This window comes from Streptococcus cristatus (genome assembly GCF_019685515.1).
GTDB lineage: Bacteria > Bacillota > Bacilli > Lactobacillales > Streptococcaceae > Streptococcus.
In genome coordinates this window covers 1142186-1164803 of record NZ_JABFFN010000001.1, presented here as the reverse complement: position 1 = coordinate 1164803, position 22618 = coordinate 1142186, and the positions used below count along the sequence as shown (strand labels likewise).

The window sequence follows — 22618 nt, the reverse complement described above, 5'->3', positions numbered from 1 at the left end:
CTATGAAACTAAAAACAAACATTCGCCACTTACATGGCAGTATCCGGGTACCAGGTGACAAGTCTATCAGCCACCGTTCGATTATTTTTGGAAGTTTGGCTGAGGGCGAGACTAAGGTTTATGATATTCTGCGTGGAGAGGATGTGCTCTCAACCATGCAGGTTTTTCGTGACCTTGGTGTTAAAATTGAGGACAAAGATGGGGTTATTACCATTCAAGGTGTAGGCATGGATGGCTTAAAAGCTCCGCAAAACGCCTTGGATATGGGAAATTCTGGCACCTCGATTCGCCTGATCTCAGGTGTCCTTGCTGGTGCAGACTTCGAAGTAGAGATGTTTGGAGATGATAGTCTTTCTAAACGCCCTATGGACCGCGTGACGATTCCATTGAAAAAAATGGGCGTTAGCATTTCAGGGCAAACAGATCGAGACCTGCCCCCTCTTCACTTAAAAGGGACGAAAAATTTAAGACCGATTCATTATGAATTGCCAATTGCCTCTGCTCAAGTCAAGTCTGCCTTGATGTTTGCAGCCTTGCAGGCTCAGGGGGAATCCGTTATTCTTGAGAAAGAATGTACTCGTAACCACACCGAAGATATGTTGCAACAATTTGGTGGCCATTTAAGTGTGGATGGCAAGAAAATCACAGTTCAAGGACCACAAAAACTGATCGGACAAAAGGTAGTTGTTCCAGGAGATATTTCCAGTGCAGCCTTTTGGTTGGTTGCAGGTTTGATTGTTCCAAACTCTCGTGTGGTGTTGCAGAATGTGGGGATTAACGAAACTCGTACTGGTATTATTGATGTCATTCGAGCTATGGGTGGAAAACTAGAAATAACTGAAATCGATCCAGTCGCTAAATCAGCAACCCTGACTGTCGAGTCTTCAGACTTGAAAGGAACAGAGATTGGTGGAGCTTTGATTCCCCGATTGATTGATGAATTACCCATTATTGCCCTTCTAGCGACCCAAGCCCAAGGTGTAACGGTCATTAAGGATGCTGAAGAACTTAAGGTCAAGGAAACCGACCGCATTCAGGTGGTGGCAGATGCTTTAAATAGCATGGGGGCGGATATCACTCCTACAGTAGATGGGATGATTATCAAAGGGAAATCAAGACTTCATGGCACTAGAGTCAATACGTTTGGTGACCACCGAATTGGAATGATGACAACTATTGCAGCCCTCTTGGTTGCGGATGGAGAAGTGGAGCTTGACCGTGCTGAAGCCATCAATACCAGCTATCCTAGCTTCTTTGATGATTTGGAGAGCTTGATTCATGGTTAAGGTATTACTCGGATTTATGGGGGCAGGCAAGTCGACAATCGCTAGAGGATTGGACCCAGACTACATCGATATGGATGCCTTAATCGAGGAACGTTTGGGCATGTCCATTGCGGATTTCTTCGCTGAAAAAGGAGAAGTGGCCTTTCGTCAAGTAGAGTCAGAAGTCCTATCTGACTTACTAAAAACGGACCAAGTTGTGTCAACTGGCGGAGGAGTTGTCATTTCTCAGAGAAATCGTGACTTGCTCAAAACCAATCCTGATAACATCTACCTAAAAGCAGATTTTGAAACCCTCTACCAACGTATCGCAGCTGATAAGGACAATCAGCGCCCACTGTTTCTAAATAATAGTAAGGAAGAACTGGCAGCTATTTTCCAAGAAAGACAAGCTTGGTATGAGGAAATAGCCAGTCAAGTTCTGGATGTGACCAAGCTAAGCCCAGAGGAAATTATAGAGGAACTGAGATGAAAATTGCCTATCTAGGTCCCAAGGGATCTTTTTCGCATCATGTTGTGCAGACAGCCTTTCCCAAAGAGGAATTGCAGGCTTTTGCCAATATCACAGATGTTATCAAGGCCTATGAACAGGGCTTGGTGGACTATTCTGTAGTGCCAGTTGAAAATTCTATTGAGGGTAGTGTCCATGAAAGTTTGGACTATCTTTTTCATCAGGCTCGCATCCAAGCAGTTGCAGAAATTGTTCAACCCATTCACCAGCAGTTGATGGTGGTTCCAGGTCAGTCAAAAATTGAGAAAATCTTTTCCCATCCTCAGGCTCTGGCTCAAGGAAAGAAATTCATCGATGTGCACTATCCAGAGGCCAAAATTGAGGTAACAGCCAGTACCGCCTATGCAGCTCGCTTTATTTCAGAGCATCCAGACCAGCCATACGCAGCCATTGCTCCTAGAAGTTCAGCTGAAGAATATGGCTTGGAATTGATTGCAGAGGATATTCAGGAAATGGAAGCCAATTTCACACGTTTTTGGGTGTTAGGGGCAGAGATACCGAAGATTCCTTTGAACTCGCAAGCTGAAAAAATGAGTTTGGCCTTGACCTTACCAGACAACCTACCTGGTGCTCTTTACAAGGCACTTTCGACCTTTGCTTGGAGAGGGATTGACTTAACAAAGATTGAGAGTCGCCCCCTTAAAACAGCCTTGGGAGAATACTTTTTCATTATTGATGTGGACAATAGTGACAAAAAACTGGTTCATTTTGCCAGACAAGAACTAGAAGCTATTGGAATCCAGCACAAGATACTGGGAACCTACCCGATTTTTACCATAACTGATTTAGAAAAGGAGAGTCAATGAGCAAAGAAAATCCTTTAAGTCATCACGAGCAGTTACGTTATGACTATCTCTTCAAAAATATTCATTACCTCAACGACCGTGAACGGAGGGAGTTTGATTATCTGCAACAAAAAATGACAGGTCCCAAGTCTGAAGTTCACCATTTCTACCAAGAGGAAAAAGAAGAAACTTGGGGTAGAGATATTGATCTTCCGACTTATGGCAGTAGAAGCCGATCTAAGAGACGTGAAAAGGTAGCTCCTCTGCCTAAAGTCAAAAAGAAAAAAAGAAGAATTCGCTTCAAACGAATACTGACTTGGTTCTTGCTGTTGATTACATGTGTGGCTGCAGGGATGATTTTCATGTTTCTTCGAGGGTTCCAGTCAGCAGCAAATCCAACAAATAAGCCAGCTGACGCCAAGGCGGCTCAAGTAGAGGTCTTTAACGGTCAGGATACCAAAGATGGTGTGAATATCCTAGTCATGGGGACAGATGGCCGTATCGGTCAAAATAGTGCGGAGACTCGTACCGACACAATCATGGTACTGAATGTCAGTGGATCGGATAAGAAGATCAAACTAGTCAGCTTTATGCGTGACAACTTAGTTTATATCGACGGGTACAGTAAGATTGTAAATGGCCAGAAACAAACGGATAACAAACTAAATGTTGCCTATGAACTTGGGGAACAAGAAGGGCAAAAAGGTGCTGAAATGGTCCGCAAGGTTCTAAAAGACAACTTTGATTTGGATATTAAGTACTATGCCCTAGTTGACTTCCAGGCCTTTGCAACAGCCATTGATACCCTCTTCCCTGACGGAGTAACGATTGATGCTCAATTCTCAACATTGAATGGTCAACCTTTAACAGAAGCAACAGTTGGAGATGACCTTCATGCAACAGAGACAGAGTCCCCAACTCAAACCATCAAAGTTGGAAAACAGCAGATGAATGGATCCACCTTGCTAAACTATGCTCGCTTCCGTGATGATGATGAAGGAGACTACGGACGTACCAAACGTCAGCAACAAGTCATGTCAGCTGTTCTTGAGCAGATTAAAGATCCAACCAAGCTCTTTACAGGATCAGAGGCACTTGGAAAAGTTTTTGGCATGACTTCAACAAATTTACCATATAGCTTCTTGTTGACCAATGGATTATCTGTCCTAGAAGGTGCTCAAAATGGAATTGAAAGACTCACAGTACCAGAACTTGGTGACTGGGTAGATGCTTATGATGTCTATGGAGGGCAAGGACTTCTTGTCGATCAAAATAAATACCAAACCAAACTCGCTCAAATGGGGATGAGATAAGAGGCGATAAATGAAAATCAAAGTTTGATTCACTAGTGAAATGGTAGTCGGAGCTTTGGTTTTTCTTACTATCTGATAGATTTTTAAGGCTTTTTTATGGTATAATAAAATGATATAACTCGTTATTGGACAGAAGAGGAGAGATATGAGTGATTTGAAAGCGATTCAGGCTCGTAGCCTGGAAATGGCTGAATATTTCGTCGCATTTTGTAAAGAACATGATTTGTTGTGCTACCTCTGTGGAGGAGGAGCTATTGGCGCCCTTCGTAATAAGGGCTTCATTCCTTGGGATGATGACTTAGACTTTTTCATGCCCCGCAATGACTATGAAAAATTAGCAGAACTGTGGCCCCGTTATGCAGATGAGCGTTATTTCTTGTCAAAGAGCAAGAAGGATTTTGTAGACCGTAACCTTTTTATTACCATTCGTGACAAGGAAACCACCTGTATCAAGCCTTATCAGAAGGATTTGGATTTGCCCCACGGTTTGGCCTTGGATGTTTTGCCTTTGGATTATTATCCTAAAAATCCGGCTGAGCGTAAGAAACAGGTTCGTTGGGCCTTGATTTATTCACTCTTTTGCGCCCAAACCATCCCAGAAAAGCATGGTGCAGTCATGAAATGGGGAAGTCGCATCTTACTCGGCCTGACTCCAAAATCTCTACGTTATCGCATTTGGAAAAAAGCTGAAAAAGAAATGACCAAGTATGGTCTGGCTGAGAGCGATGGAATCACGGAATTATGCTCAGGTCCCGGCTACATGAGAAACAAATACCCGATCGCATCTTTTGAAGATAATCTTTTCTTGCCATTCGAAGGAACAGAGATGCCCATTCCAGTTGGCTACGATGCCTATCTCAGCACTGCTTTTGGGGATTATATGACACCGCCACCAGCGGACAAGCAAGTACCGCATCATGATGCTGTCATAGCTGATATGGATAAGTCTTATACAGAATACAAGGGAGAATATGGAGCATGATGGGAGAAAAAATTAGCGTTATCGTTCCAGTCTACAATGTAGAAGCCTATCTGGAGCGATGTGTGGAGTCGATTCTTCAACAAACTTATGCCAATTTTGAACTAATTCTAATCAACGATGGTTCTGCCGATTCCAGCGGACAGATCTGTGATTACTTAGCATCTCAGTATGAGAATATCAAGGTTTATCATATCGAAAATGCTGGTGTTTCAAATGCTAGAAATATGGGAATTCAGCTAGCGACGGGTGCTTGGATCACCTTTATTGATAGCGATGATTTCGTTACCCAGGATTACTTAGCTACTTTAGCAAGTGCAGTTGAGGGGGAAAACATAGGCTTTGTAATTGCTCCTCTGCACCATATTAAAAACGGCATTGTAACAGACCTACCTCCACATTCTGGAAAAACAGAACTCTGGTCAACAGAAGAAACCATGAAGGAACTATTGATGACTACCAGAACGTCATTTTTTCCAGTCGCAAAACTGTTTAAGAGAGACCTGCTTGCGGATGAAAAGTTTAATACAAATTATCACCTAGCTGAAGATGCCTTATTTTTAACTGAATTGCTACTAAAGACAAGATGCAGTTGCGTATTTATTGACAAACCTGTTTATTATTATGATCATCGTGAGGGAAGTGCAACGACATCTGTTAATCGATATGTATTTGATACAATAGAAGTTTATAAGCAAATAATTGCTCAAGTTTCACAAGCCTTCCCTAATTTAAAATACGAATTAATAAATAGAGAATGTTGGTCGTACATTACAGTTTACGATAAAATTATCTTTACTCCACGTGAAGAGTATCAAAAGGAGAAAGCCGAGCTGAGGAATTGGATTGTTCAGCACCGACGCGAAATATGGAAGGATGCTTATTTCACTACTTTTCGCAAGATAGCTATCCTATCACTTGTCATTTCTCCATGGCTATATAAGAAAATTGTTGGATTAAAAAACTAATATCATGAGAAGGAGTTGAAAATGAATTTTTCAAAAATGGATGAATACTTTGAAAAATCAAAACTATGGATTGCGTATCTATTTGTTTTCATTTCGATTTTAAGTATGAGTTCACTGGTTTATAAGATAGCAAATCCCCTCTATAAGGGATTGTCAGCGATTGTAGTGCTTTATATTTGCTATACTTTATTGTTTAAGTGGAAAGAAATCACAGTAGATCGTAAATTTCTATCCTTATTTGGACTCTTAGCTGGAAGCCATCTGCTATCTGCTATTTTCAATCGCTCGGGACATTTGATTGGAAATGTGATTGAAATACTTTTTATGGTAACCTATGTTTTATTATTTACCATGTTACAATCGGGTCAACTCAAAAAATTATTTGACTGGATTGCCTATACGGTTCAAATTGTATCTTTTTCTTCAGCAATTTTTGCGTTTGGTTTATTGCTAAGTAGAGTCCTTATCCTATTTAAGATTGGCGAGCAATCTTATTATTATGGTGTCATGAATGGACGTCTGTGGGGGATTGTCAATCCTAATGCTAGTGCGATATTTTCATACATTAGCATTATTTTGGCTATGTATTTGATCCATAAAGGAAGTAAATATTCTGTTTATCTTAAACTGAACAATGTGATTCAATTAGTTTACTTCGCTACGATGCAAAGTCGAGGAGCCTTACTTTCTTTACTTCTCATGATTGGACTCTATAGTTTCTTTGCTACTAGAGGAAGTATCGTTAAACGATTCCTCACTTTTATAGTTGCTGGTTTGCTGATTACTGCAACTAATATAGGATTAAGCTATATAACTTCAATCTACATTTCATCTGAAACTGCGACTGTCTTAGATTTAAACAAAGGACAATCCTATGCTGAAACAGATTCGTCTGTCACTAAGAAGAACGGTGAGCTCCATCTGATTGAAACAACACCAAGTGGTAGAACCTATATCTGGAAAAATGCCATCAAGATGGGAAGTACGAAACCAATTTTTGGTTATGGTGTACGAAATGTTCCAGATTACTACACAGAATATTTCAGTAAATTTGAGATTCAAAACTCTCTTATCGGTGGGAATTTCCATAACATTTTTGTGACCATATTTGTCAGTTCGGGAGTTCTAGGCTTAGCATTCTTCCTTCTTGTACTGGCTTATGTCATCAAGCGCTTTTTAACTTATTTGATTGTTTCCAAGAAAAATACTGATAAATTAATCATGATTCTTTTCTTCGGTATCTTGCTTGGTCAATTATTTGAAAGTCAGATTATGTATTCAACCAACTTTATTAATATCATCTTCTGGCTAGCGATTGGCTATGGACTTGTAGTCTGCAAACAGGATGAAGGAATTCGGTATCAAGAAGTAACAGATGTCAGTGAAATTCAACAGATGGAACTTGGAATCATGGAGTATATTCATGAAGTTTGTCAGAAAATTGGGGTTAAGTATTTCTTAGCATATGGAAGTCTAATTGGTGCTGTTCGCCATCAAGGATTTATCCCTTGGGATGATGACATGGATATCTGCATGTTACGAGAAGATTATGAAAAGTTACAAGACTACCTTATCGCTAACCCTGATGAACGTTACGAGGTCATGTCTTATAAAAATAATCTGAACTATGTCTATCCCTTCATGAAAGTGCAGGATAACCATACCTACTTGTTGGAAGAAGATGTTCGCATCGATTCAAATATGGGAATATATGTAGATATTTTTCCTGTAGATGGCTACGAGGATGACGTAGAATTTAAAAACAAGATGACGAAACTGATAAAGAAACGTCAATTGAGTTGCTACACCTTTAAAGGCATTACCAATACGAAAAGTGTACTGAATTCATTGCTACGCTATGTGTCAGTTATTATTTTCTATTTCACCAATACGAACAAATACGTTGCCCAGATTGAAGAGCTTGCAAAATCCCGTAAAGTCTCAGATTATGAGCAAGTGGATTATCTTATCTACAAAGATATGAACAAACCAGTGTGGAGACGTGAATGGCTGGAACAAGCTACTACTGGAACATTTGAAGGTAAGGAATTTACCATTCCGAAAAATTATCATGAAATTTTGACCTCAGACTACGGAGACTATATGCAATTGCCACCGGTTGAACAAAGAGTATCTCATCATGATTTTAAATTGTGGAAGATTATTAAAAGGTCTAAATGACGGGATTGGGATTAAGAAACGTTTAAAAATATAGTCAAATTTAGGAGAATAAAACCTATGTCTGAAAGAACTTTAACTCTTGAAGAAATCAAACAAGTAGAATTGGATATTTTAAAATATCTACATGAGCTTTGTGAACAACATCAAATCAAATACTTTATTGATTTTGGAACTTTACTAGGAGCTGTACGCCATAAAGGATTCATCCCTTGGGATGATGATACAGATATTTCCTTAGCGCGTGATGAATTTGAAAAACTGTATAAGGTTTTACAAAATGAAAATCATCCCTACTATAAATTGATTTCATTCAGAGAAACAAAGGGATATCCATACAGTTATATGAGAGTCTATGATGTAAGGACTCGTCGAGATGCTAACCTCGTAGACCCAACGGTCGTATTGGGAACTTGCGTTGACATTTTTCCATATGATGGTGTTGTAACACAGGAAAGTGACCGTAAGAAAATGAAACTCTACAAATATTTCGTTCGACTTTCTTCTTTGAATTTTAAAGGGATCAAGTCTGAGAATGGTGGACTTAAAAACCTCCCTCGTTATATGGGATCAGCTATTTTCCGCTTAACTTCCCCTCAGCTATGGAATCAAAAATTAGAGAGTCTTGCTTTGAGGTATAGTGTGGATCAAGCAACAGATCTTACTTGTACTATCTATGATCCTTATTATCCAGATGGTATAAAAAAAGAATGGCTCTATGATTTGATTGATATACCTTATGAAAACATTGTAGTCAAGGTTCCGAGAAAATACCATGAAATACTTGTCTACGAATTTGGAGAAAACTATATGACTCCACCCCCTATTGAGCAACAAGTTCCAGGAGGGGATAAAAACTACTGGATTGATTAGATTAGTAAAAGTTGCTTATTGTTTAAGATAAAGGAGTGTTCAAGGTGAAAAATAAATGGTTATTAAAATCAGTTAGATATAGTGTTCTCGCATTCTTTCTATTACTGATTCAGTTATCGCAAGGAGTAGATGCAGATACTATCTCTGCAGGTTCGGGCAATCGTATCCATTTCATAAATACTAAAGCAAAATCTGGAAGTGATGCCATCCTTCTGGAAAGTAATGGCCATTATGCTTTGATTGATATGGGAGAAGACTATGATTTCCCTGATGGGAGTGACCCACGCTATCCAAGCCGCTGGGGAATTTCCATGAGAAATAATCAAGTATTGGAAGATCGCTTGATTCGCCACCTGGATCAAATAGGTGTAAAAAAATTAGATTTTATTCTAGGAACTCATGTCCATAGTGATCATATCGGCGGAGCAGATGAGATACTTAATCGTTATCAAGTTGATAAGTTTTATCTGAAAAAATATTCAGATGATCGGATCACCTCACACTGGGGACTTTGGGATAATCTTTTTAATTATGATAATGCTTTGAGAGCGGCTCAAAAACGAGGGGTTACTCTTATTCAGAATATTACAGATGAGGATAGTCACTTTAAATTAGGTGATATGGATATCCAACTCTATAACTATAAGAATGAATATGATGCTGATGGGAATCTGAAAAGAGTTCGAGATGATAACTCCAACTCCATTGTTTCAGTGGTGACTGTGGCAGGAAAGAGAATCTATCTTGGTGGAGATTTGGATAATGCCGAGGGAGCAGAAGATAAGTTAGGTCCAGTTATCGGCAAGGTTGATATGATGAAATGGAACCACCATTATGATGCGACAATTTCAAATACGATTAATTTCCTTGAAAACTTATCACCAAAAATGGTTATTCAGACAACTGGTGGAGATATTAATGTTGCTTCAACCAGAGAATACCTTCAGAAGAAAAATATTCAGGTTCTTCATGCTGCTAGCCAAACTCAAGATGCTACCGTTTTTGATATTAGCGATAAAGGATTTGCTAATGTTTCAAATACCTTCCCTGATATCCCTGTAGTTGACGAAAAATGGTATCAAGAAGATGGTTATTGGAAATATCGTTTGACTGATGGAGAAATGGCTATCGGCTGGAGAGAGATTGGCGGAGCCACTTATTTCTTTAACGGAAAAGGACAAATGCAAGTAGGTCGCTGGCTTCATCTTAACGACGACTGGGGAGAAAATGCCAAAGGGAATGATTACTATCTGAACCAAAATGGTAAAATGCAAACTGGTGGTTGGTTCAAACTAGATGACTCTTGGTATTATATCCAATCAAATGGTGCTAGACGATTTAGCGAGCTCTCTGAAATTGGAGGGAAAAAGTATCTCTTTGCGGCAGATGGGAAGATGCTAACAGGACATCAAGTCTATAATGGCAAGAAGATGTTCTTTAGCGAAAGTGGTGCACTCCAAGCAGCAGGTAAGCCTTCAACTTGGCAAAAGATTGATTCAGATTGGTATTTCTATGATGAGGATGGGCTAAAGACTGTCGGTAAAAAGAATATTAATGGAAGCACGTACTACTTTAATCAAGAAGGTGTCATGCAAACTAGCTGGACCTTTGTTGATGGTCACTGGAATTATTTTGCAAGTTCTGGAGCTATGAAAACTGGCTGGGTCAAGGATCAGGAAACATGGTATTATCTGGATAAAGATGGCATCATGTTAACTGGCAGACAAGATATCAATGGTGTTCGTTACTATTTGAATGCTAGTGGTGCCATGCAAACAGGCTGGGCCTTTGTTGATGGTCACTGGAACTATTTTGCAAGTTCTGGAGCTATGAAAACTGGTTGGGTCAAGGATCAGGAAACATGGTATTATTTGGATAAAGATGGCATCATGTTAACTGGAAACCAAGATATCAATGGTGTCCGTTACTATTTGAATGCCAGTGGTGCCATGCAAACAGGCTGGGCCTTTGTTGATGGTCACTGGAACTATTTTGCAAGTTCTGGAGTTATGAAAACTGGTTGGTTGAAAGATAATGAATCATGGTATTATTTGGATCCAGAAACAGGCATCATGGCTGTAGGCTCTAAAGAAATTGACGGTAAGAACTATTTCTTCAAATCCTCAGGCATCATGCAAGTTGGATGGCAGTGGTCAAATGATTCTTGGCATTATTACGCTACGTCTGGCGCAGTCCAAACTGGTTGGTTGAAAGATGGTGATGCTTGGTACTATCTTGAAGGAAAAGAAGGCATTATGCTGGTCGGCCTTCATCAAGTAGATGGTAAGCAATATTACTTTAGCAGATCTGGAGCCATGCAAACAGGCTGGAAATGGTCTGATAATCATTACCGTTACTTTGAATCAAACGGTGCCATGAAAACTGGTTGGATAAAAGACAAAGGCGTCTGGTATTATCTAAATCCTGAAGATGGCATCATGTTGGTTGGCCTTCATAAAGTAAATGGTGATCATTATTACTTTGATGAATCAGGAGCTATGCAAACTGGTTGGAAACAGCTTGATGGTAATTGGTACTATTTCCAAGCTGATGGTTCTTTGTTGAAGAACGCAACAACACCTGATGGTTACAAAGTAAACGAAGAAGGTATCTGGAAACAGGCTGTTGCTGCTGTAAATAGCGAGGCAGTCAAGCCAGAACAGAAACAAGAAGCTAATTCCTCTATTGTTGAACAACCTAAACAAGATTCAAACCTAGAAGCCAACGCTTCTGAAAAGAAGGAAAAAGAATAAAGAAGAAATCCCCTACTGGCAACTAATTTATCAGTAGGGGATTTTTTAATTTCGTTTTAATTTAGCAAGTACAAGGTTCAGTGCATAGTGGAGTGTTTTGTCTTTGGCGATAAAGAGGGCCAAGAGATAATAGATACCACAAGTTGCTACGGTAGAAAGAACCATGAGAATCATATTGAAGTTTACTGTGTAGGAATTGATTTGGAAAATCATCTTGAAAATATAGAAGATTGGGATAAAACCAAGGGATATGAAGCTATAACGTGTTAAGGTTATAAAAATTTCTTTTAAACTAATCAGTTGATGTTTCTTGATAAAATGAATTTCAAGTAAAACGACGATAGTTTCTGCGATAATGGTCGTGGCGATGTAATACTCAGGTGCAAAAATATTATTGAAATACAAGATGCTATTTAAGAGTATATTGGCGCCACCACCGAGGAAGTAGAAGGCAGTTAAGCGATTTTCATGGTCGTTGATAAAGATAATCTGTTTACCAAGAATCAATTCAATAGCCCAGATGATGGTGCGAAAAGCGAAGACGCTAGTTACGATACCCGCTTCAAGATACTTTTCAGAAGAATAAATAACAGTTGCGTACCGTCCCAATATCATAATCCCAATACTAGTTGGAACCATAAGGAAATAGAATAAGGATGCCGCTTGATTAACGAGATAATTATAGGACTTGTAATCCTTTTTACCAAGATAGTAGCCGAGGCGTGGAATACTGACGTTGATAGCTCCACTCAAGACACTGGCAATCAGCATGACGATACTATAGGCAATTGTATAATAGGAAATATAGTTTTCATCCGGTCCCTTGGTGATAAACATTCTATCTAGCAAGGTATAAAGCATATTAGCGTTTGCTAAGAGAAGCATAGTGAAGAGCGGTTTAGAAGCTTTAGCTAATTCGACGAATCCAATTTTAACAAAAGAAACTTCCCTCTTAATCCAAAGAAAACTGAGCAGGTAGTTGAGGATAGTGGTCGCTGTCATAACGATAGCATAAGGAACGATATCATCTGCCGTTTTAACGAAGGCGAAGATAGCGACTAGCATGGTAATTCGAATAATTAACGTTTTGTAGAGGATGAAGGCATAGTTTTCATAAGCCTCGTTCATCCATTCGATATTGAGAAATTGGAAGAGTGCTTGGGCCCCTAGGATGTAGTAGAGGACTTTCAGATTCTCAATGCTGGTGTCAAAGAAGATAATGAGGAAGTAGATACCAGTGGTCAGGAGAGAGGTAAAAATCGAGATATAAAACAACTTAGAAAAGACGTAGTTGATTTTATTCTTGTCATCCTTGACCTTACTGATAGCTCGAATCCCGTAGTTGTATATCCCAAAGGCAGCTAGTGGAATAACAAAGCTAGCCCAGGTATTGGCCGTATTGAAATAACCGTAATTGGATTTGCTGAGAATCCGCGTCAGATAAGGGTTGGTTATCAGTGGAAAAACGATATTGAGAATATTGACCAGCAAGCTGGCCAAGGCATTTACTTTTATATTTTTCATTGAACTTTCTTTCTTAAAACTAAAATCATATCTAGTATTATATCACATTCTCGCTTCATTCTTTTGATAAAATTGTAAAAATCTAGTATAATAGATAGACTGAAAGTATGAGGTTACTAGATATGAAGATGAAACAAATTAGTGATACAACACTAAAAATCACGATGACTTTAGATGATTTGATGGATCGGGGAATGGAGATTGCAGACTTTCTCGTTCCTCAGGAAAAAACTGAAGAGTTTTTCTATGCTATTTTAGATGAACTGGAAATGCCAGACAATTTCTTGGATAGTGGCATGTTGAGTTTTCGTGTAACACCAAAACCAGATAAGGTGGATGTCTTTGTGACCAAGTCTAAGATTGACCAAAACCTTGATTTTGAAGATTTGGCGGACCTACCTGACATGGAAGAATTGGCCCAAATGTCGCCAGATGAATTTCTCAAGACACTAGAAAAGAGTATCGCAGAGAAAACCAAGGATGATATAGAGGCTATTCAATCTCTAGAGCAAGTCGAGGCTAAGGAAGAAGAGCTGGAGCAAACAGAAAGGGAAACTGAGAGTAAGAAAGAACCTTATATCTACTATATCCTGCGCTTTGCAAGCCTTGCTGACTTAGTTGCTTTTGCAAAGACGGTTAACTACCAGATGGAAACATCTGAACTCTATAAGATGAATGGACACTATTATTTGACAATCTTAGTTGATGTGGAAAACCATCCTAGTCCATATCCAGCCTGGCTCTTGGCTCGTATGCGTGAATTTGCTGACGACAGTGATATCAGTCGTTCGGTTTTACAAGAGTATGGTCACATCTTGATCAATCACGACGCTGTGTTCGGTCTTCAAAAAATTAATTCATAGTTTTTAGAATTCAATTTTTACTTATCAGAAAAGGCGAATCAGATGATTCGTTTTTTCTTTTCTATCTATAAATAGTGGTTTTCTTGGATAGGAATTTTCACAAAATTCTGTTATAATGGCTATATCAGAAAATTTCTAGGAGACAAACATGACAGTTAAAATTGCTTTACTTGGATTTGGTACCGTTGCAAGTGGCGTACCTTTCCTCCTAAAGGAAAACGGAGAAAAAATTATCCAGTCAGCTCATTCAGAGATTGAAGTAGCCAAGGTATTGGTCAAGGATGAAGATGAAAAGAATCGCTTGCTTGCAGCAGGGAATGACTTTAACTTTGTAACCAATGTTGAGGATATTTTATCAGACAAAGATGTTACCATTGTAGTGGAATTGATGGGACGTATCGAACCTGCTAAGACCTTTATCACTCGTGCCTTGGAAGCTGGGAAACACGTTGTTACTGCTAACAAGGATCTTTTGGCTGTCCATGGCGCAGAATTGCTAGAAATCGCTAAGGAGCACAATGTGGCACTCTACTATGAGGCTGCAGTTGCTGGTGGGATTCCAATTCTTCGTACCTTGGCAAATTCGCTGGCTTCTGACAAAATCACTCGTGTCCTTGGTGTGGTTAACGGAACTTCTAACTTTATGATGACCAAAATGGTCGAAGAAGGCTGGTCTTACGATGATGCTTTGGCTGAAGCTCAAAGACTTGGATTTGCAGAAAGTGACCCAACAAATGACGTTGATGGGATTGACGCAGCTTATAAGATGGTGATTTTGAGCCAATTTGCCTTTGGCATGAAGGTTTCCTTTGACGATGTAGCCCACAAGGGAATCCGCAACATCACACCAGAAGACGTAGCTGTTGCCCAAAACCTCGGCTATGTAGTGAAATTGGTAGGTTCTATCGAGGAAACTCCTTCAGGTATTGCTGCGGAAGTAACTCCAACCTTCCTTCCTAAAGCACATCCACTTGCCAGTGTGAATGGGGTAATGAACGCTGTTTTTGTAGAATCTATTGGCATCGGTGAATCTATGTACTACGGACCAGGTGCGGGTCAAAAACCAACTGCAACAAGTGTTGTAGCAGATATTGTCCGTATCGTTCGTCGCTTGAATGATGGTACCATCGGTAAAGACTTCAACGAATATAGCCGTGACTTGGTTTTGGCAAATCCAGAAGATGTTAAAGCAAACTACTATTTCTCAATCTTGGCACCAGACTCAAAAGGTCAGGTCTTGAAATTGGCTGAAATCTTTAATGCTCAAGATATTTCCTTCAAGCAAATCCTCCAAGATGGCAAAGAGGGTGACAAGGCGCGTGTAGTGATTATCACTCATAAGATTAATAAAGCACAACTTGAGAATGTTTCAGCTGAGTTGGCCAAAGCCTCAGAATTTGACCTCTTGAATACCTTCAAGGTGTTAGGAGAATAGGATGAAGATTATTGTACCTGCAACCAGTGCCAATATCGGGCCAGGTTTTGATTCGGTCGGTGTAGCTGTTACCAAGTATCTTCAAATTGAGGTCTGTGAAGAACGGGATGAGTGGTTGATTGAACATCAGATCGGCAAATGGATTCCGCACGATGAGCGCAACCTTTTACTCAAGATTGCTTTACAAATTGCTCCTGACTTGCAACCAAGACGCCTGAAAATGACCAGTGATGTTCCCTTGGCGCGTGGTTTGGGTTCTTCTAGCTCTGTCATTGTTGCTGGAATTGAACTAGCTAATCAACTGGGTAAGCTCAACTTATCTGACCATGAAAAATTGCAGCTGGCTACCAAGATTGAAGGGCATCCTGACAATGTGGCTCCTGCTATCTATGGTAATCTCGTTATTGCAAGCTCTGTTGAAGGGAAAGTTTCAGCAATTGTGGCAGACTTCCCAGAGTGTGATTTTCTAGCTTACATTCCTAACTATGAATTGCGTACTCGAGACAGCCGTGGTGTTTTGCCTAAAAAGTTATCCTACAAGGAAGCTGTTGCAGCTAGTTCGATTGCCAATGTGGCTGTTGCGGCCTTGTTGGCAGGAGATATGGTGACAGCTGGACAAGCAATCGAAGGGGACCTCTTCCATGAGCGTTATCGTCAAAGTCTGGTCCGTGAATTTGCGACGATTAAGCAAGTATCTAAAGAGAATGGTGCCTATGCGACCTACCTCTCTGGTGCCGGGCCGACAGTTATGGTCTTAGCTTCTCATGACAAGATGCCAGCGATTAAGGCAGAATTGCAAAAGCAGTCTTTCAAAGGCAAACTGCATGACTTGAAAGTTGATACCCAAGGTGTCCGTGTCGAAACAAAGTAAAGAAATAGAGGATAGGATGGGGAAACTCTCGACCAGAGGGCTTCCTATCCTTTTTTTGAAAAGAAGTTTATACTCAATGAAAATCAAAGAGCAAACTAGGAGCTAGCCGCAGGTTGCTCAAAACATGGTTTTGAGGTTGTAGATGAAACTGACGAAGTCAGTAACCATACCTACGTTAAGGCGACGCTGACGTGGTTTGAAGAGATTTTCGAAGAGTATTAGTTAAAAACTTGATAAAGGAGAAATAAAGATGGCAGAAATTTATCTAGCAGGTGGTTGTTTTTGGGGGTTAGAGGAATATTTTTCCCGAATTTCGGGAGTGCTAGCTACCAGTGTCGGCTACGCTAATGGGCAAGTCGAAACGACCAATTACCAGCTACTCAAGGAAACAGACCATGCAGAAACGGTTCAAGTGATTTACGATGAGAAGGCAGTGTCACTTAGAGAAATTTTACTTTATTATTTCCGTGTTATTGATCCCTTGTCTATTAACCAGCAGGGGAATGACCGTGGTCGCCAATATCGTACTGGTATTTATTACCAAGATGAAACAGACTTGCCAGCTATCTATACAGTGGTGCAGGATCAAGAACGCATGCTTGGTCGAAAGATTGCAGTAGAAGTGGAGAAACTTCGCCACTACATTCTGGCAGAAGACTATCACCAAGACTATCTTAAGAAGAATCCTTCAGGTTACTGTCATATCGATGTGACCGATGCTGATAAGCCATTGATTGATGCCTCTAACTATGAAAAGCCTAGTCAGGAGGTGTTAAAGGAAAGCTTAACTGAAGAGTCCTATCGTGTCACCCAAGAAGCTGCTACAGAGGCTCCATTTACCAATGCCTATGACCAAACTTTTGAAGAAGGGATTTATGTAGATATCACGACTGGTGAGCCACTCTTTTTCGCTAAGGATAAGTTTGCCTCAGGATGTGGTTGGCCAAGCTTTAGCCGTCCGATTTCCAAGGAATTGATTCACTACTTCAAGGACCTGAGCCATGGAATGGAGCGAATCGAAGTTCGTTCTCGTTCGGGCAATGCTCATTTGGGTCATGTTTTCACAGATGGACCTCGTGAGTTAGGTGGCCTCCGTTACTGTATCAATTCGGCCTCCTTGCGCTTTGTAGCCAAGGATGAGATGGAAGAAGCAGGATATGGCTATCTATTACCTTACTTAAACAAATAAAACAGAGAGGGTGGGGCTTCCCACTTTCTTCATTTCCAGAATAAGAATAGAAGGGATTTATGAAACACTTACTATCTTACTTCAAACCCTATATCAAAGAATCCATTTTAGCCCCCTTGTTCAAGTTACTAGAAGCTGTTTTTGAGCTCTTGGTTCCCATGGTGATTGCTGAGATTGTTGACCAATCATTACCTCAGGGAAATCAAGGACATCTCTGGATGCAGATTGGCCTACTCCTTATCTTTGCAGTGATTGGCGTTTTCGTAGCCTTGGTAGCCCAGTTTTACTCAGCCAAGGCAGCGGTAGGTTTTGCCAAGGAATTGACAAACGACCTCTATCGTCATATTCTTTCTTTACCCAAGGACAGCAGAGACCGTTTGACAACTTCTAGCTTAGTCACCCGCTTGACTTCAGATACCTACCAGATTCAGACGGGTATCAATCAATTCCTACGTCTCTTTTTGCGAGCGCCTATTATCGTTTTTGGGGCTATTTTTATGGCCTATCGCATCTCAGCTGAGCTGACTTTCTGGTTCTTGGTCATGGTTGTCATTTTGACCATTGTCATCGTAGGGCTCTCTCGTCTGGTCAATCCTCTCTACAGCAATCTTAGAACGAAAACGGATCAACTGGTTCAAGAAACGCGCCAGCAAATACAAGGCATGCGGGTTATTCGTGCTTTTGGACAAGAAAAACGAGAGTTACAGATTTTTCAACCCCTTAACCAAGTCTATGCTAGATTGCAAGAAAAAACAGGTTTCTGGTCTAGTTTATTAACACCCCTAACCTATCTGATTGTCAATGGGACCCTCCTCGTCATCATCTGGCAGGGCTATATTTCAATTCAAGGAGGCTTACTCAGCCAAGGTGCTCTCATTGCCCTCATCAACTATCTCTTGCAGGTCTTGGTGGAATTGGTTAAGCTCGCCATGCTGATAAATTCCCTCAACCAGTCCTATATCTCAGCCAAGCGAATCGAGGAAGTCTTTGCTGAGACTCCAGAAGATATCCATTCGGAGTTAGAACAAAAGCAAGCTTCCAGTAATCAGGTTTTACAAGTTCAAGAATTAACCTTTACCTATCCTGATGCAGCCCAGCCTTCTCTGAGAAACATTTCCTTTGATATGACTCAAGGACAAATCCTTGGTATCATTGGGGGAACGGGCTCTGGAAAATCAAGCTTGGTGCAAGTCTTACTTGGACTTTATCCAGTAGACAAGGGGAGCATTGACCTTTATCGAGATGGATGTAGTCCTCGTAATCTTGAGCAGTGGCGGTCTTGGATTGCCTATGTACCTCAAAAAGTCGAGCTCTTTAAAGGAACTATTCGTTCCAACTTGACTTTGGGTTTCAATCAAGAACTATCTGACCAGCAACTCTGGCAGGCCTTGGAGATTGCGCAAGCTAAGGATTTTGTCAGTGAAAAGGAAGGACTTTTGGATGCCCTAGTTGAGGCAGGAGGTCGAAATTTCTCAGGTGGACAAAAACAAAGGCTGTCTATCGCACGAGCAGTCTTGCGACAAGCACCATTTCTCATCCTAGATGATGCGACCTCGGCACTGGACACCATTACCGAATCCAATCTCTTGAAAGCTATTCGAGAAAATTTGCCAAATACAAGTTTAATCTTGATTTCTCAACGGACTTCGACACTTCGGATGGCAGACCAGATTCTCCTCTTGGAAAAAGGTGAGCTACTAGCTATTGGCAAGCACGAGGAATTGATGAAGACTAGCCAAGTCTATCGCGAAATCAATGCATCCCAACATGGAAAGGAGGACTAATATGAGACGACAAACTGCAAACCAGACGCTCAAACGTTTGGCAAAAGATTTAGCAAGCCATCCTTTCCTCCTTTTCCTAGCCTTTCTAGGAACCATTGTCCAAGTTGGCTTATCAATTTACCTACCTATTCTGATTGGTCAGGTCATCGACCAGGTCCTAGTGGCTGGTTCTTCACCAGTTTTTTGGCAAATTTTTCTCCAGATGATCTTGGTGGTCATAGGAAATACACTGGTGCAATGGATCAATCCCCTTCTCTATAATCGTCTAATCTTCTCTTATACCAGAGACTTGCGAAAGCGAATCATTCATAAGCTCCATCGTTTACCGATTGCTTTTGTGGATCGACAGGGCAGTGGAGAGATGGTTAGTCGTGTGACCACAGACATAGAACAGCTGGCAGCCGGCTTAACCATGATTTTCAATCAATTTTTCATTGGTGTTTTGATGATTTTGGTTAGTATTCTAGCCATGCTCCAAATTCACCTTCTCATGACCCTCTTGGTCTTGCTGTTGACACCCCTGTCCATGGTGATTTCACGCTTTATTGCCAAACGCTCCTATCATCTCTTCCAGAAGCAAACAGAGACGAGAGGAATTCAGACTCAATTGATTGAAGAGTCTCTTAGCCAGCAAACTATTATCCAGTCTTTCAATGCTCAGACAGAGTTTATCCAAAGACTGCATGAGGCGAATGCCAACTACGCAGGCTATTCTCAGTCAGCCATCTTTTATTCATCAACGGTCAATCCTTCGACTCGTTTTGTCAATGCACTCATTTACGCGCTTTTAGCTGGAGTAGGAGCTTATCGTATCATGATGGGTTCCACCTTGACCATCGGTCGTTTAGTGACTTTTTTGAACTATGTCCAACAGTACACCAAGCCCTTTAACGATATTTCTTCAGTTCTAGCTGAGTTGCAAAGTGCTCTCGCTTGTGCAGAGCGCGTCTATGCTGTCTTAGAAAGTCCTGAGGTTGCTGAAACAGGTAAGGAAATCTTGACCAGTGACCAAGTCAAGGGAGCTATTTCCTTTAAACATGTTTCTTTTGGTTACCATCCTGAGAAGATCTTGATTAAGGACTTGTCTATCGATATCCCAGCTGGTAGCAAGGTAGCCATCGTTGGTCCGACAGGTGCCGGAAAATCAACTCTTATCAATCTCCTCATGCGTTTTTATCCTATTAACTCGGGAGATATCTTGTTAGATGGTCATTCCATTTACAACTATACCCGAGCGTCATTGAGACAGCAGTTTGGGATGGTGCTCCAAGAAACCTGGCTCAAGCAAGGAACTATTCATGACAATATTGCCTTTGGAAATCCTGAAGCCAGTCGGGAGCAGGTGATTGCTGCTGCTAAAGCAGCCAATGCAGACTTTTTCATCCAACAGTTGCCACAGGGATACGATACTAAGTTGGAAAATGCAGGAGAATCACTATCTGTCGGCCAAGCCCAGCTCTTGACCATCGCTCGAGTCTTTCTAGCTATTCCCAAGATTCTCATCTTAGACGAGGCGACTTCTTCCATCGATACACGGACAGAAGTGCTAGTTCAGGATGCCTTTGCCAAACTCATGAAAGGGCGCACAAGCTTTATCATTGCTCACCGTTTGTCAACTATTCAGGATGCGGATTTGATTCTCGTCTTGGTAGATGGTGACATTGTTGAGCATGGTAACCATCAGGACCTCATGGCTAGAAAGGGCAAGTATTACCAAATGCAAAAAGCTTCAGCTTTTAGCTCTGAATAATCCTTTCTATTTTGCAATATTATGGAAAAAAAGTTGCCTTCGGGTGACTTTTTTGTTACAATAGCTAGAAAAATCAGGGTCTTAGAAGGAGAAAACAATGAAAGTCTATCAGCATGTAAATATCGTGACTTGTGACCAAGATTTCCATGTTTATCTGGATGGTATCTTAGCCGTTAAGGATTCTCAAATCGTCTATGTTGGTCAAGAGAAGCCAGAGATTTTAGAGCAAGCTGAGCAGATTATAGACTATCAGGGAGCCTGGATTATGCCTGGTTTGGTCAATTGCCATACCCATTCTGCTATGACAGGTTTGCGAGGGATTCGGGATGATAGCAATCTCCATGAATGGCTCAATGACTATATCTGGCCAGCAGAAGCAGGATTTACTCCCGACATGACTACCAAGGCGGTCAAAGAAGCTCTGACAGAAATGCTCCAGTCAGGAACAACAACCTTCAACGATATGTATAATCCCAATGGTGTGGATATTGAGAGAATTTATCAGGCAGTTAAGGCTTCCAAGATGCGTTGTTATTTCTCACCGACCCTCTTTTCTTCAGAAGCTGAAACAACAGCTGAGACCATAAGCAGAACACGAGCCATCATAGAGGAAATTTTAGGATATGAAAATCCAAATTTCAAGGTTATGGCAGCTCCACACTCTCCGTATAGTTGTAGTAAAGATTTGCTGGAAGCGAGCTTAGATATGGCAAAAGAGCTGGACATTTCTATCCATATCCATGTGGCGGAGACCAAGGAGGAATCAGGAATTATCCTGAAACGCTATGGCAAACGCCCCCTTGCTTTTCTTGAAGAACTGGGTTACTTAGACCATCCGTCTGTCTTTGCTCACGGGGTAGAATTAAACGAGCGAGAAATTGAACGCTTGGCATCCTCTCAAGTGGCTATTGCCCACAACCCTATCAGTAATCTCAAACTGGCCTCAGGAATTGCTCCAATCATTCAACTTCAAAAAGCAGGAGTGGCTGTGGGAATTGCGACAGATTCGGTTGCTTCTAATAACAATCTAGATATGTTTGAGGAAGGACGGACAGCAGCCCTTCTTCAGAAAATGAAGAGTGGAGATGCCAGCCAGTTTCCAATCGAAACAGCCCTCAAAGCTCTGACGATAGAAGGTGCCAAGGTCCTTGGAATGGAAAAGCAGATAGGAAGCCTAGAAGTCGGCAAACAGGCAGATTTTCTGGTCATTCAACCACAAGGAAAAATCCATCTACAACCTCAGAAAAATATGTTATCTCACCTCGTTTATGCAGTCAAATCCAGTGATGTTGACGATGTTTATATTGCAGGAGAACAGGTGGTTAAGCAAGGCAAAGTTTTGACGGTAGAGATTTAAAAAATTTCAAAAAAAGTTTGCAAAAATCTTGCATTCTTTTTTTGTCTATGCTATACTTATATACGGTTTGAAAAAACTGCCTAAGACAGTAGGGGAGCTCGACTCATAAAGATCCTACCGAGGACAAAACGTATCATGTAAAAAGAAGCGTATTGTACTTTCGTGTCTAGGTTTGGGCGCGTTTTTCTTTTGAAAAAATTCC

17 protein-coding genes and 1 other annotated feature are annotated in these 22618 nt (G+C 40.8%); of the genes, 16 read left to right on the top strand and 1 reads right to left on the bottom strand.

The genetic code is table 11. The annotated features are described in order from the left end of the window. Positions 1-2 precede the first annotated feature (2 nt). The 9 genes from aroA (at position 3) to FOA33_RS05540 (ending at position 11643) form a co-directional block, all read left to right on the top strand. Entirely contained in the window at positions 3-1286 is a 1284-nt protein-coding gene (gene aroA / locus FOA33_RS05580; protein WP_221160921.1) for a 3-phosphoshikimate 1-carboxyvinyltransferase, read from the top strand. Then, on the top strand, positions 1279-1755 hold the full coding sequence (locus tag FOA33_RS05575; protein ID WP_221160920.1) for a shikimate kinase: 477 nt from the start codon (positions 1279-1281) through the stop codon (positions 1753-1755). The genes aroA and FOA33_RS05575 overlap by 8 nt, the downstream gene beginning before the upstream one ends. Continuing rightward, positions 1752-2600 carry a prephenate dehydratase gene (gene pheA, locus FOA33_RS05570; protein WP_221160919.1) on the top strand — a complete coding sequence of 283 codons (849 nt, stop codon included), beginning with the start codon at positions 1752-1754 and terminating at the stop codon, positions 2598-2600. Before FOA33_RS05575 ends, pheA begins: the two co-directional genes overlap by 4 nt. Continuing rightward, positions 2597-3892 carry an LCP family protein gene (locus FOA33_RS05565; protein ID WP_049538347.1) on the top strand — a complete coding sequence of 432 codons (1296 nt, stop codon included), beginning with the start codon at positions 2597-2599 and terminating at the stop codon, positions 3890-3892. The genes pheA and FOA33_RS05565 overlap by 4 nt, the downstream gene beginning before the upstream one ends. A 145-nt stretch (positions 3893-4037) precedes the next feature. Continuing rightward, a complete protein-coding gene (locus FOA33_RS05560; RefSeq protein ID WP_221160918.1) occupies positions 4038-4874 on the top strand; it encodes a LicD family protein in 837 nt (278 codons plus the stop codon). Continuing rightward, positions 4871-5839 carry a glycosyltransferase family 2 protein gene (locus FOA33_RS05555; protein WP_221160917.1) on the top strand — a complete coding sequence of 323 codons (969 nt, stop codon included), beginning with the start codon at positions 4871-4873 and terminating at the stop codon, positions 5837-5839. The genes FOA33_RS05560 and FOA33_RS05555 overlap by 4 nt, the downstream gene beginning before the upstream one ends. 21 nt (positions 5840-5860) lie before the next feature. After that, positions 5861-8020: a LicD family protein gene (locus FOA33_RS05550; RefSeq protein ID WP_221160916.1), complete on the top strand. Its 2160-nt coding sequence runs from the start codon at positions 5861-5863 to the stop codon at positions 8018-8020. A gap of 57 nt (positions 8021-8077) precedes the next feature. Further along, positions 8078-8890, top strand: a complete 813-nt coding sequence (locus FOA33_RS05545; RefSeq protein ID WP_033585656.1) for a LicD family protein — start codon at positions 8078-8080, stop codon at positions 8888-8890. 44 nt (positions 8891-8934) lie between these two features. After that, positions 8935-11643, top strand: coding sequence for an MBL fold metallo-hydrolase (locus tag FOA33_RS05540; protein ID WP_221160915.1), 2709 nt, complete (start codon positions 8935-8937; stop codon positions 11641-11643). 45 nt (positions 11644-11688) lie between these two features. On the opposite strand, the gene FOA33_RS05535 is transcribed toward FOA33_RS05540, so the two are convergent. Continuing rightward, positions 11689-13167 carry an oligosaccharide flippase family protein gene (locus FOA33_RS05535; protein ID WP_221160914.1) on the bottom strand — a complete coding sequence of 493 codons (1479 nt, stop codon included), beginning with the start codon at positions 13165-13167 and terminating at the stop codon, positions 11689-11691. Positions 13168-13289: 122 nt separating this feature from the next. On the opposite strand from FOA33_RS05535, the gene mecA reads away from it, so the two are divergent. The 7 genes from mecA to FOA33_RS05500 all read left to right on the top strand — a co-directional run bounded on the left by mecA (position 13290) and on the right by FOA33_RS05500 (position 22416). Next, positions 13290-14030, top strand: coding sequence for an adaptor protein MecA (gene mecA / locus FOA33_RS05530; protein WP_221160913.1), 741 nt, complete (start codon positions 13290-13292; stop codon positions 14028-14030). Positions 14031-14178: 148 nt separating this feature from the next. After that, on the top strand, positions 14179-15465 hold the full coding sequence (locus FOA33_RS05525; protein WP_221160912.1) for a homoserine dehydrogenase: 1287 nt from the start codon (positions 14179-14181) through the stop codon (positions 15463-15465). A gap of 1 nt (position 15466) precedes the next feature. After that, positions 15467-16336: a homoserine kinase gene (thrB, locus tag FOA33_RS05520; RefSeq protein WP_221160911.1), complete on the top strand. Its 870-nt coding sequence runs from the start codon at positions 15467-15469 to the stop codon at positions 16334-16336. Positions 16337-16586: 250 nt separating this feature from the next. Continuing rightward, complete coding sequence (gene msrB / locus FOA33_RS05515; RefSeq protein WP_000818185.1) at positions 16587-17525, top strand: peptide-methionine (R)-S-oxide reductase MsrB; 939 nt, start codon at positions 16587-16589, stop codon at positions 17523-17525. 59 nt (positions 17526-17584) lie between these two features. Next, positions 17585-19309 (top strand): ABC transporter ATP-binding protein, encoded by a 1725-nt coding sequence (locus tag FOA33_RS05510; protein ID WP_221160910.1) that lies wholly within the window; start codon positions 17585-17587, stop codon positions 19307-19309. A 1-nt stretch (position 19310) separates the two neighbouring features. Then, on the top strand, positions 19311-21059 hold the full coding sequence (locus FOA33_RS05505) for an ABC transporter ATP-binding protein (protein WP_221160909.1): 1749 nt from the start codon (positions 19311-19313) through the stop codon (positions 21057-21059). Positions 21060-21156: 97 nt separating this feature from the next. Further along, entirely contained in the window at positions 21157-22416 is a 1260-nt protein-coding gene (locus FOA33_RS05500; RefSeq protein ID WP_221160908.1) for a TRZ/ATZ family protein, read from the top strand. Positions 22417-22477: 61 nt separating this feature from the next. Continuing rightward, positions 22478-22613, top strand: a sequence feature (ribosomal protein L10 leader region). Positions 22614-22618 lie beyond the last annotated feature (5 nt).